General features: G+C 53.8%; 12 protein-coding genes and 1 pseudogene. 2 read left to right on the forward strand and 11 right to left on the reverse strand.

Translation table 11 applies throughout. From position 1 onward, the window contains the following. A pseudogene (locus tag EQV24_RS23805) lies at positions 1-380 on the reverse strand (phage tail protein); the annotation flags it as partial. Between EQV24_RS23805 and EQV24_RS23810 the strand changes: the two are divergent. Together EQV24_RS23810 and EQV24_RS08000 are read left to right on the forward strand one after the other, a co-directional pair. After that, entirely contained in the window at positions 370-597 is a 228-nt protein-coding gene (locus EQV24_RS23810) for a hypothetical protein (protein WP_243649023.1), read from the forward strand. The pseudogene EQV24_RS23805 and the gene EQV24_RS23810 overlap by 11 nt on opposite strands. 131 nt (positions 598-728) lie before the next feature. Continuing rightward, positions 729-1,091, forward strand: a complete 363-nt coding sequence (locus EQV24_RS08000; RefSeq protein WP_165876011.1) for a hypothetical protein — start codon at positions 729-731, stop codon at positions 1,089-1,091. Here EQV24_RS08000 and EQV24_RS08005 read toward each other — a convergent pair. The 10 genes from EQV24_RS08005 to EQV24_RS08055 form a co-directional block, all read right to left on the reverse strand. Continuing rightward, positions 1,056-1,697: a hypothetical protein gene (locus EQV24_RS08005; protein WP_130626422.1), complete on the reverse strand. Its 642-nt coding sequence runs from the start codon at positions 1,695-1,697 to the stop codon at positions 1,056-1,058. The genes EQV24_RS08000 and EQV24_RS08005 overlap by 36 nt on opposite strands. 292 nt (positions 1,698-1,989) lie before the next feature. Continuing rightward, the gene (locus EQV24_RS08015) at positions 1,990-5,526 is read right to left on the reverse strand and encodes a phage tail protein (protein ID WP_130626423.1); all 3,537 of its coding nucleotides are present in this window, start codon (positions 5,524-5,526) and stop codon (positions 1,990-1,992) included. A gap of 52 nt (positions 5,527-5,578) precedes the next feature. Then, positions 5,579-6,178: a tail assembly protein gene (locus tag EQV24_RS08020; RefSeq protein WP_000005717.1), complete on the reverse strand. Its 600-nt coding sequence runs from the start codon at positions 6,176-6,178 to the stop codon at positions 5,579-5,581. A gap of 55 nt (positions 6,179-6,233) precedes the next feature. Then, on the reverse strand, positions 6,234-6,566 hold the full coding sequence (locus tag EQV24_RS08025) for a hypothetical protein (protein ID WP_223861874.1): 333 nt from the start codon (positions 6,564-6,566) through the stop codon (positions 6,234-6,236). Between the two features lie 29 nt (positions 6,567-6,595). Next, positions 6,596-7,306 (reverse strand): C40 family peptidase, encoded by a 711-nt coding sequence (locus tag EQV24_RS08030; RefSeq protein ID WP_130626424.1) that lies wholly within the window; start codon positions 7,304-7,306, stop codon positions 6,596-6,598. Between the two features lies 1 nt (position 7,307). After that, on the reverse strand, positions 7,308-8,066 hold the full coding sequence (locus tag EQV24_RS08035; RefSeq protein ID WP_130626425.1) for a phage minor tail protein L: 759 nt from the start codon (positions 8,064-8,066) through the stop codon (positions 7,308-7,310). After that, entirely contained in the window at positions 8,063-8,401 is a 339-nt protein-coding gene (locus EQV24_RS08040; protein ID WP_130626426.1) for a phage tail protein, read from the reverse strand. The genes EQV24_RS08035 and EQV24_RS08040 overlap by 4 nt, the downstream gene beginning before the upstream one ends. Before the next feature lie 2 nt (positions 8,402-8,403). Further along, positions 8,404-11,685, reverse strand: coding sequence for a phage tail tape measure protein (locus EQV24_RS08045; protein ID WP_130626427.1), 3,282 nt, complete (start codon positions 11,683-11,685; stop codon positions 8,404-8,406). A 34-nt stretch (positions 11,686-11,719) separates the two neighbouring features. Further along, entirely contained in the window at positions 11,720-11,983 is a 264-nt protein-coding gene (locus tag EQV24_RS08050; protein ID WP_000050396.1) for a DUF4035 domain-containing protein, read from the reverse strand. 23 nt (positions 11,984-12,006) lie between these two features. Then, entirely contained in the window at positions 12,007-12,408 is a 402-nt protein-coding gene (locus EQV24_RS08055; protein ID WP_130626428.1) for a phage tail assembly chaperone, read from the reverse strand. Between the last annotated feature and the right edge of the window lie 18 nt (positions 12,409-12,426).

Here is a 12,426-nt window from a genome sequence, read left to right on the forward strand (position 1 = left end):
CCATCGGCAAAACGAACATACTCACCATTCGAATTTGCCCCCTTCTCTATCACTGCTCCGGTGGGCACTCCTCCAGTCTGGGAAACTGTGCCTAAAACATCGGCCAAAGCAGCACTTCTCAAACCGAGGTTTGTGCGACTGCCTTCTGCCGTAGTTGCCCCGGTCCCGCCGTCAGCGATTGCAAGCGCACCATTGCTCCCTTTCTGAGCCAGTTTACCGATGCCTGGGATGGTTACGGCGGTGCCGTTTATGGTAACTGTGATGCTCTGGTTTGCTGAGGTAGTAGCGAACGTCTCCCACGCGCCAATGTTCTCGTCGTACTCTTTGATGAGCTGCGACATGGCCTGTGCCAGGCCGTCGACTGAGATAATGTCCGACACAAGAATTCCATACTTCTGGCCGCTCAGCGCAGGGGAAGCGGCAGGCGTAACCGTCATTGACGTGGCGCTGTTCACGGATGAAATCTGGAACATCTGGACCGGGTTAGACATTACAATAATCGTCTGGCCAGCGCGAACCTGGCTGGCGGGTGCCGTCCAGTTTGTGCCGGTGCCGGTCGCGGTATTTCCATTGATAGCGATAGTGCCAGTGTTATAAAGCATGAACTACCTCACGATAATAATGATCGTTTGAAACGATCAATAATGTAAAATTGATCGCTCATATCAATCTGACTATTTTTTAAACTTGAATAGAATGGATATTCCCGCTCTTACAGGAATGTAGAAATGAAACGATTATTTGCTGCAGCACTTTTGCTGCTGGCTGGCTGTGCCGATAAACACACAGATTACGCATTTAAAATGGATTATCCGGTGGATGCAGCGCGACTTTCCCTAGGTGGCGATATTCATGTGAATATCGATTGTGCCACCAAGGAAATGAAAGTTATTTCAGACAGCAGTAATGGAATATTCAGCCGCCATGTTAATAAACGTCTGAGTAATATTTGCTATAAAAAAACAGATAAACTCGATGTCGTTTATCGCTTCAACGCTGCGAAGGGAGTCAGGCAGGATATGATTGCCACGCAGTATCCACGTGTCCCGCCTGTTTCAAATACCGACAAACTGAGCGACAGGGATTCTTAATCCTCGCCCCTGCATCGTCTGGCTCCAGCTGCGCTGATTTTTAGAAATATACCTCCCCTGCAGCTGTGAGCCCGTCCACTTCAGCACTATCCCTGAATAACCGACCACCTCCCCGTCATCGCTGAGATTTCCGGGGCAGTTGTTTACCAGAATCCACGGGTTAAAACTGAGGTTCACCGATAGTGTGTTGTTCTGCAGGTCATAGTTCGCCGGTACGTCAAAGAACCCGACAACGCGGGGCATTTTTGAGGCTGAAGCCGCGCTCCAGATGAGATTTCCGGCACTGTCGAAGACATCCAGATACCCGCTTTGTATTCCAATGTTACGCGCAGTGCGGATCATGCTCCCCGCGTTATCTTCAAGCAGGTCTGCACCAGGCATCCCGTATCTGTTTGCGCCAAGCTGCAGCCACCTTAATCTCCCGTCATTCCAGAATGCCTGCGGAGTGAATCCCAGGGTACTGCCATTCCCAAATGGGCTGTCTACCTGGTAAAAACCCTTGTTGTTCACTGCGCCGAGCGTACGCTGGTCATAAAAAAGGGTGGACCTGTTTTGCGAGTCCACCAGTAATTTTCCATCGCTGTTGTAAACTTCGAATCCGCTCATTGAAAGTTATACACCTCCACATTGAGAGTGATCGCAGGACTACCGGTAGACGGCAAATAGTAAGCAGTAAAGCCGCCATTATATGCGCGGCAGTGATATTCATTGACCGTGACGCCAGTCGACACAATTGATATGAATGAGCCATCCTGGGTTATCCCGGCGAAGGAAACGTTTTTCGACGTTTCCCCCGCAGCGAATGTTACCGAGGTGCTTCCGATATACCGGATGGCATAATCACTCAAATCAACCGCTATCCTCCCTGCACTGTCCCAGCATTGCAACCCCTGTGGCATTACCATAACCCCATTCTGACACGCAGCACGTTATTGCTGTCATAGATGCGAATGAGAGTGCTGGTTATCAGCATCCTCCCGCCCCCGGCCACGCCGTTAATTTCGAACGTTCCTCCCTTATCAAGCTTCCAGCCTGCAGAACCAGCCACATAGTTATTCGACTGGATATAGTTGCCGATTTTGGCGTTCTCAATGGTGCCGTCCTGGATGAAGCTGGCCCGGATGAATGTCTGCCCGTTCTGGATCACGAACGGCAAGGCCACGCTGTTACCGGCCGCCGTGGTGACTGCGAAGCGATCTGCCAGGAAGATAACCTGCGACTGCATGCCGGATGGCGTATTCTCCACGCCGATACCCATCCCCGCGGCGTAATACTGCCCGTTGCTGGAGACACCAACCTTGATGTTGTACATCGCGCTGAGGTCGCCATTAACGTTGGCTATCGCCTGAGCGTTAGTGGTGATGGCGGAGGTATGCCCGTTCACAGTCGCCGTAATGCCGTTTATCTGCGTGGCCGTAGCCTGCTGATAGTCGGAGAACGTCTGGTTCAGGCTGTTGATGGATGCTTTGTTGCCGTTAACGTCCGTCTGCAGACTCAGCAATGAGCGCGCTGTGGCTTCCTTCTCGCTGACGATTACCTCATCAATACGATCCAACTGCGCGCTGTTCCCTGCGACCGAAGCTGACAACGATTTACGTGTGGCTACCTGAGCCAGCCCGTTCTGGATAATGGCAATGGCTGAGTTCTTAAATCCGCCCGTCATGCCGTCCATAGACACGCTGATGCTATCGATTCGCTGGCCCAGCGCGGTATCAGCCGTTGCGACGGTCTGCTCAAGATCTGATAGAGAGGACGACACATCACCGACCGTGCTCGAAAGCTCATTAACACTGGTCTGAACCTGCCCGATGTCCTGCGCGTTTTTTGCGATTTCCTGCGCCTGCAGCTCAAGTTCATCGTTGGCCTGTTTGATGTCGTCAGCCATACCAGCAATTTTTTCGTTGGTATCAACGGCATTCTCGATCAGGTCCTTGAAGGTATCCGAGTCTTTAATTTCCTCCAGGATCACATCGGTGATGTCGGACACGTCGATGCTGGCCTGACCGCGCACCCATTCTGTGTAACCTGATTCGTTGCCGCTGCGGTCCACCAGCTGCGCCCGATACCAGAAAATCTGCCCAGCCTTAAGGCCCATCTGCTGATATTTGCGCTGTGGGTAAGGTACATCGGCCAGCAGCATCGCATCGTCTTCGGTACCGGTCAGGCTGTACTGAATTTCCGTCTTCAGCGTGTCGTCGGTATTCGCAGGGAATCCCCAGTTCAGCTCGATACCGAACACCACATTTTCAGAAGCGATGAAGCCAACCGGCTTCGGTGGATTGCCCACTTTACCGGTCAGCGTTTTCTCTTCTGAATAGCCCCATCCGGACGAGATTTCTGCGGCATTGATTGCGCGTACGCGCACCAGGTAGCGCCCGGCATAAATCCCCGGGACGTCGAATGACGTGGTGGAGCTGCGCGGCACGTTAACCCAGTTCCCGTCGTTCCGGCGCCATTGCGCTTCATAGGCGATAGCGTTCTGCGCCTGGTCCCAGCTTACGCGCATCGTTTCGACGCTGATATTTTGCTGCACCACGGAAAACGAGCTGATCACGATGTTGTCAGGCGGCGACTGGTTGCCCGGCGGGATCACGCTCACCGGCCGCTGGTCAATGATGGCTCCGGTATCGATACGGGCATATTTATCCGGGTCGTGCCATGCGCCGGTAATCGAGAATGTGCCATCATCGTTATCGGAAACGCTGACAACACGATACTGCTGCGCGTAAAGCTCGTCAGATTCAACCACCCAAACAGCTTCGGCCTGTGGCGTCTCACTGTATGCCGTGGTGACTGTGACTGATTCACTGTTCACGGCCTGAATGGTCCTGCTCTGCGACGCTCCGGAGGGAAGGTTGAGAATAAGGCGATCACCTGGTGCTGCATCAGCTACACGGTCAAGTTTGATAACGCGACCGTTAACGGCGCTGATGCGGCCGCCCATAACCTTTCCGGAAAGCAGCTCGTCTGCCACGGCGATGATGTAGCCCGGCTGCGGAATGTTGCCGTCTAGCCCGACATCAAACGAAACAACGCGATCCTTGTTGTTGGTGAGAATACCCCAGCGCCCCTTTCGGTTCGCTTCTGACTGCCTGGTGCAGCCGATGGCTGTCATTTCCAGCTGATTGAAGCCGTATCGCGCCACCAGCGCCTGCTCAAATACCGGCTCCATTGCGTCGGCATAAGCGTTACCCGGGTCTGACCATGAAACCAGCGCTGTGGTGTAGCGGCTTTTCGTGGTGCTGCTCGAATAGGTGAAGCGACCGCCAACAACGTTAGCGCGCGTGTAGCTGTAATCAACATCGCGCGGCATGTCAGCCAGGGCCACAATCTGATCCCCGCCCCAGTAGGTCATGCCACGGAAGATAGCGGCAAAATCACGCAGGACTGTGTAGGCGTCGTTCCGGTCCTGAATGTACACGTTGCAGGTATAACGTGGTTCGGTACCGTTGCCCCCTTTGCCGTCTGGTACCATCTGATCACAATACTGGGCAACCTGATAAAGCGTCCATTTATCAATATTCGCAGCGGTCAAACGGTGCCCGAGGCCGAACCGGTCAGAAACAACCAGATCGTAAAAAATCCACGCAGGGTTATCCGTCCATGCCCACTTAAACGCACCGGTCCATGTACCGCTATAAGTGCGGGTTTCAGGGTCGTAGGTATCTGGAACGCGGATAACACGGCCGCGAGGCTCGCAGGAGATCTGCGGGATAGAGCCGTTAAACTGGCTTGAGTCGAATTCGATGTAGAGCAGCGCGGTGTTCGGGTAGCGCAGTTTGGCGTCAATCACCTCGGTGAAGCTCTGCAGCGTCATCGTGTCGCCGATCTTCGCGCTGTTGGCATCAGAGGTAATCTTACGCAGACGTATTGTCCAGGTGCTGCCAGCCTGCGGTAAATCGATACGGTGGCTGCGCTCATAACCAGACGTCGTTTTGCCGGTCACGCTAGTATTGAGTACCGTCTGCCATGTGCCGCCGTCCGTCTGCAGGTCAATCGCATAATTGACCGAATAACCCACCAGATCTCCGTCGTCCTCCTGTTTGAAAAGCGAGGGCCATTTCAGACGCAGGCGAACTGCTGAAAGCTGCGTATTGGTAAAGGTGCGCGTCCATGCTGTAGCGCTTGATACCTCAGTTCCTACGCTGATTTCATTTTCGGTACCGGGAATACCCTGAATATATTTTTGCGCCTGCGTTCCCGCGCGAAACTCCCACGTTACGCCGCTGAAGTTTTGGGAGCCGTCAGCATTCTCCAGGGCTGTTCCGTCCAGGTAGATATCTTTGCCGGTTAGCTGCCCTGCAAACTCCCCTTCCCCAAGCGCAACGAGGATTTTTGCCTTCGCTACAGATTGCAGATCATCAGGCTGTTCGGTAGGGGTTCGTGAACTGGAGCTGCCGCCCTTGCGGCCCTTTAACACTTTATCTGTAGCCATATTGCGCCCATAAAAAAAGCCACCCGAAGGTGGCCAGAAAAAAGTTAGTTATCTACTGCTGATCTTCGACATAAATTCCGGCAGAAATAATCGCTCCGCCTATCCGCCGGCGGCCATATAGGAGCGGTACTGGATAGCCTTGCGCCGCGGTGTTTGTTACACCACCGAATGCGTAGGATGCGCGGTTATCTGCGCTTTGTTTGCTTGCCAGACCTGCAGGTTGAGGAGATAGCATTTGGACAACACCTCCCAGCATCATGGCTGCACCGAATTTCGCAGCCCCGTACCCCACCGCTGATAGAGTGCCGCCTGAGAAATAGCCAATGGCTACGCCAACAACGACGAGCACGGCGCCAAGAATTGTCTGTAATACCCCGGCTTTTTTACTTCCGATTACCACCGGGACAATTCGAATAACTTCACCGGTTACCGGAAAACCAAAATCATCCTTTCCGATATTTTTTTTATCTTTAAAAACGGCGTAAGTCAGGCCCCTTGCTTTGCTGGTGATCAGGAATTTCTCCAGCCCGTTTATAGTTTTTGTAAGAGAGTTGATCGCCTCAGCGGTTGTGCGTATTAATCGATGGTGAACCTTTCCGTAGGTTTTACCCAAAACACCGCCAAGCTCAATTCGGGTCATGACCTCTGACATTTTATTTCTCCATAAAAAAAGCCACCCGAAGGTGGCTTAGCTTATTTTTAACTTTTCAAAGGCATGATCTGGCAGCAGTAGCCCAGTGATCGTTCCATCCTTTTGCGACGGCGTAAACTTTAACATCGCTTCCGCCTGCTTCTGATTTATCGATATTCACCACTGAAAGGGCCCCGAAAATATCGTCTGATGCTGTTATTTTGTAACCTGATTCAGTTGGTATGCTGGAGCTTGAAGATCGAAGCTCCACCCATTTTGGGGCCAGGCACCTGTTAACCTGATCTGCACTCTTTGAAGTGTGCTCTGAAAGAATAGGCTTTTGGGATTCGAGGGAATTTACAGAGCAGCCAGCCAAACCAATAACTAGCACCAAGAATAGCTTTTTCATTTTCATGCTCCTTTGAAATTTCGTAAAGGTTAGCATAGAGATCTGTGACGTAGAATCTTCATCGTCCTTTCCTGCCAGTAGCCACCATACGGCACGCGCTGGCTCAGATGTCCGTACAGGTGGTGCAGCAGCATATTTCCCTCCAGCAGAATTCCCGCGTGATTCCACTTATCGGCCTGAACCTGCATGATCACCATATCGCCGGGTTTCGGTGGCCCGTCGAATTCACGGAATCCGCACTCATACCAGCAATCCTGATAGAAGTTGTCCGGATAGTCGTTTTCCCACCAGGGATAATCCACCCGGTAATCGTGGAGCTCGATACCATGCGTTTGCCGGAAATAGCTCATTACCAGCCCCCAGCAGTCGAAGTGTCCAAGCACAAACGGACGCTCCAGCAGAGGCAGTTCTCCGCGCGGCTGGATGGTGCGTAAATCCCCCTCCGGCCAGCTCACAATATGCCAGGGTAAAAGCGTTGCGTCGCATTGCGCTTTATCCAGTTCGCTCGGTTGCGTTGTGGCGTCAGGGTGACTGTGAACGATGGCGATCACCGTTCCCCAGTCCTCAGCAGTTGCGTAGTCTTCAGGGCAAAGGACAAAATTGTCCTCCGGCGCCGCGGCAAGATTCCGGCACGGGAAATAACGTTCAACGCGGCTTTTCTGCGCCACCACGCCGCAACACTCAAGAGGATATTCAGCTGCAGCATGCGCCATAATCGCATCGATGGTTTTCTGACGCATATCAACTCCTGATCAAAGACGTGCCCGGGAAGCCACCAAACGAGAGTTCGTTATTTTCGCCGAATCGGAGTTTGCAGGCCGTCAGCGTGCCATTGCATTCATCCAGCGACGGATCGCTTACCGGGTTGTTGTTTTTGTCGAAATAGCGGGTGCCAGCATAGTCGCAGCCGTCGCCGGTACGATATTTATTCCGGATGCACCAGGTACACAGGGAATGAAGCTGTCGCGTCGGGATCATTTGCCCCTGCAGGTCCATCGGGCTGGACAGAACAAATTCAACGGTTTCACCGGCAAGCTCGCCCGTTTTCCCGTCGATATACCAGACCTGCAGCTTTTCCTGAGTCGGGTCTGCTGAAGGGTTACCGTCTGCGAAATTCCTGGCATCGAGATATTTCTCTTTTGTGTCGTGAATAGTGACTTTAGCCTGCAGAAGATCGTCATACGCAAGACACAGAGCAGAAATGGAGCTTTCGATGTTCGCAACCGTCAGTGATGGCGTTGCATTACTCCCACTGGTTGATTTCTCCAGACCTTCCAGTTGATACGGCCAGGCGGCGTATTCATTTCCCTGCCACCAGATCGGTTTAGCCGGAAGCTTGGACTCATCCCCACCAGCTGCGATGATTTCCGCTTCTGTGTGGGGAATGTTGTAATTGTGAAAGCGGAGAACGTCTGTTAGCCCAAAGGAAGAACCGTCCACCTCAATCAGACGAACATCGTTTCCGGATTCCAGCTTCTGATAATCTGCGTTTAAGCTCATGGTTTAAATGCCTGGATGAATGTTGCTTCAAGGTTGAATTTTCCCGCGCCGAGCCCGGTGGGTTTATACGTTTCGCAACGATACAAACCCAAAGGTTCGAGCGGTGGCTTCCATTGAAAGGCTTTTGTTCCTTCATGCCTGTCGAGAAAAGTCTTTATGGCGGAAATGTAGATTTCATTGCCGGTGAAATTAAGCGTCCATTGCTGGCTTTTAGGGTTTAATCCATCACCTGAAACCTGCTCATATCCATCGCCAAACTTGGCTTTCCTGACGCGGAAATTTGTATCAGCCTCAGCGTTAATCCGTGGGCACCATGTGAAAGTTTCGATGGCCATATTTATCGGTTTCCTTTCATTGCGTTCCAGATGTCACCGCCGGGGCGGATATCACGCATTACATTCTGCTTATATCGCTGATCGACAAATTTCCCGACCTCTGCACCAAATTGCTCAAGGCCTGGTGAGGCCTGAGTTTGAGTGTTGCCGTTACCATCGATGGTGATATAAACCTGTGGCGCCGACGATACGGACTGACCTCCGCCACCTCCGACCGCACGGACACCGAGAGAACCATCCGGCGCGCGGGTCAGCGGCATGATTGCCTCCGGACCAGCCTCGCCCATGATTCCGGCCCCGCCTTTTGCGAAAGCGAACATGGTGGGGTTCCTGACGATCCCATTACTGAAAGCACTCAGGGATGGAGAGTCATAAACGCCGCCTTTGGCGTTAAACTGGAAGCTTGAGCCATAACTGGAAACCGCCGTACCGGTGCTGGCTGATGCTCCCGCCCCACCGCCGAAAAAGCTGCCTACACTGCCGATGAGTGAGCCAAAGATGCCAGAACCGGAAGAGGCACCACCCATCGCGCTGACCGCCGCCATCTGCAGCGCTACTTTTTCGATGATCTGCAGGACAGAAATACCCCACGATTTCCAACTAACCTTATTGCCTTCGAGCATTGAGGTGACATTACCAAACGCGCTGTCGAGGGTGGTTTTCACCCCGTCAGAAACCGTGCCGGATACGTTACTGATTTCATCAAACCAGTTGGCATAGCCGCGTGATACTCCGGACATCCAGTCCGCTTCAGCTGCTGCAATAGCCTTGTATTTCTTATCCAGAGCATCGAGGGCTGCAGCGCGCTGCGCGATGGCCTCGGTACCGCCGTCCGTTTTAGCAAAAACACGGTCGATCTGTTGCGTCTCGTCGAACCGGCTGCGCTGGCGATCGCTCATGCCTGCGGTTTCGGTTGTCAGCGTCGCCTCATCCCTGAACTTTCGGGCCGCTTCAGTTAAATCCTTTATGGCATCAGCTTGTTCGCGCTGCTTGCGCACGTTCTCGTCGGCTTTTTGCGTCCATTTTGCCAGCTCTGCTGATGATGCCTGGATCGCCCTGCGCTGCTCGTCGGTCCATTTAGTGCCTGCCTGGTGCGATGCAGCGTAAAGCTCCGAGGCTTTTTCGCCTTCCGTGGCCCGAACGCGTTGCACGTCGATAGCCACGCTCAGATCGGCCATTTTCCGGGAATACTGTTCGGCGGTGCTGGCCGCTTCGCGCTCGGCTTTACTCTGCGCTTTCGAGGCGGCGGTAGAGGTTTTCTTTGCCTCCGCAGCCGCTGCATCCTTTTTGGCTGCCTGATCCTTGTTGTAGATGTACTGTGTGTAAAGCGCCCCCGTCAGCTGCAGGTCTTCTGCTTCGTAGACGTGCTGCTGATGGAGTTTCTCTAATCCGCTTAAGCTGGCCAGCTCATTATCGCGGCGCGAGCGCTCCAGTGCAGTTTGCTGTTGAGGCGTTGCATTCGCCAGTGAGACGACGGGCCCGGCATATTGCGGCGGCTTGGCGCCAGCGGTCGCTGACATCGAGCGGTTAAGCAGGTCATACGCACCTTTCAGTATTGATACGGCACCAGCCTGTTCGATAGCCTTTTGCGTGGCCAGATCACTGGCCTGGTTAACCAGCTTCTGCGTTTGCTCGACTTTTGAAGCTGCCTGTTCGCGCTGGTACTCCAGCTGGTTCAGCTTATCAGTCAGCTCGATGTTTTTGGCCGTGATGTCGGCCTGGTCCATGAAGGTGTTGATCAGGGTCAGCGTCGGATGGCGGTTGTAGTCCTGCTGGATTTGGTCAACCGCCTTAAGGCTGTCTTTCACCTTAGCGATCTGAGAGTCGAGGTCGGCCAGGTCCTGTTTTTGCGCCTGTAAAGATGTACGGGCATCAGCCGCGGTCGAGCGCAGGCCAAGCACCGACATCTGCTGGAGCTTGGTGTTGATCTCGTCGAGGTTGTTGGCAAAACCTACCGCCTCACGGTGCACCTGCTGGGTATGCTGATAAAGGCCATACATCGCAGCGCCAGCACCGATAATCACTCCAGGCCAGCCACCGAGAATGCCAAGAACGCCACTACCCAGGCGGGACATCAACGAGGCTGTATTGGTGAGGTTATTAACGGCCGAAGTCCTGCCAGCAAGCGCCGTATTGAGTGATGCCTGAGCAGCAGCAAGATTACGCTCAGCGACAATCTGAGCCTCAATACTCGTCGCCGCCGCGCGCGCCTGTTGAGCGCGGTAAACAGCCTGGCGACCAGCAGCAACGCTAACCTGAGCGCCGCGAACCTGAGCCTGCGCCAGTGCGACCTCGGCGGCCGTATTAGCGAGCACTGCCCGGGTTGACTGAGCGACGCTGCCAACCATATTGCCAAAATAACGAGCGAGGCCAACACCAACCAGAATACCGGCTGTATTTGCCACATCATCGATATTATTCGCCAGACCATCCAGCACGCCGGATAGAGTTGATGATGCGCCGACCGCATCGTTCGCCCCGCCCACCCATGCGAGAAAGGCATTTTGCACTTTCTGTGCAGATCCGCTGATTGATGCGGGAAGGGTGTCGAACTCTTTACGGAGGATCTCAACGTTGGTCAGCAGTGGGACTATCTTGTTGGTCGTCAGCTCGCCGTTGTTGGCCATATTTCGCAGGCCACCAACAGTGGTACCCAGCCCATCAGCCAGCAGTTTCGCCAGGCGGCCGCCGTTCTCCATGATGGAGTTAAATTCTTCGCCTCGCAAAACGCCTGAGCCAAGCGCCTGGCTAAGCTGGGTGATAACAGAACTCGCCTCTTCGGTACTGGCGCCAGACAGCTTGAGTGAGGTTGCTACGGTTTCCGTAACTTTTGCGACGTCAGCAGAAGCGTAACCGGCATCACGCAGGGACTGCGCAATTCTGCTGTACAGGTTGCTGTTTGCCTCGAGGGATGTTCCGGTGCGCTGACTAATCTCCATCAGCACGCGCTGGGATTGCACGTAATCCTCACTGGAAGAGGACGCAAGGCGAAGACGCCCATTCAACTGGTTCCACGTGTCGGCAAACTGAATCAGCTGATGCGTGGCAAATGCACCAGCCCACGCACCGGCAAGCCCGGCAGCAGAGGATCGCACGGTTGCAAGCTGAGAATTCAGGTCAGCCAAAGACCGCTGAGTTTCACGCGTGGCCGCTGCAGCTTTTTTCCCGCCCTGTTCCATAGTGCGGTAGTAATCGGTTCCCATGCGGGACGCTCTGGCGATCTCTGACTGAAAAGAAGAAGAGTTCGCCGAAATTTTGATGATGAGCTCGCGCAGCGTTGCCATATTTCACCCATAAAAAAGCCCGCAGCCGCGGGCATCAAAGACTGGACATCCATTCTTCAAGTTCAGAGACTTCAGCGCCTTCTTCCTGCTCACCCCATTTCAGCATCACGTCAGGAATGGTGAATTTCCCGCCCTGAGAGTTCAGCATTGCAACGGAGATCTGCGCCGCCTGAGCATCGGCGCGCCAGTCACCAATCGGACTGATGCGGTCGAACTCGATCCACATTTTGAGCTCGCTGGCGGTCATGGTCTGGCGCAGTTCGTGGAGAGTACGCCCCAACCGGAGCGCCAGCGACATCAGGAAGAAGGTCAGCGGCTGCTTTACGGCTTTCCCGCTTCTTCCTGGCTCATGCCGAGGTTGAGGGCCTGAGCCAGCAGGCGGGAGTGCACAGGACCATAAATTTTAGATACCTGCTCCTGATCCTCATCGGTGAATACTCGCTCGCCGTTTTCATCCAGCAGAACGTCAATAAACAGAACCACATCAGCCTCTTTGTTACGCAGAAACTTTTCCGCCTCCGTCAGCGTCGGTGCCTCTTCGCCCTCGGCCAGCTGGGGATTAACGATCTCCCGGAATTTCACCCAGGCATCGCCAGAGGGTTCACGCAGCGTTACCTTTACGCCATCCCATTCAGGGACTGTGATACCTTCTTTTGTGCGGTAGGCTTTCGATGCAGTAAGTGCCACGTTGCGTAATGAATTCTGTGATGTTTTTTGCGGCATTTCATTTTTCTCTTGTTA

It is taken from the genome of Enterobacter sp. A8, from assembly GCF_004296595.1.
In the GTDB taxonomy this organism is placed as follows: Bacteria; Pseudomonadota; Gammaproteobacteria; order Enterobacterales; family Enterobacteriaceae; genus Enterobacter; species Enterobacter cloacae.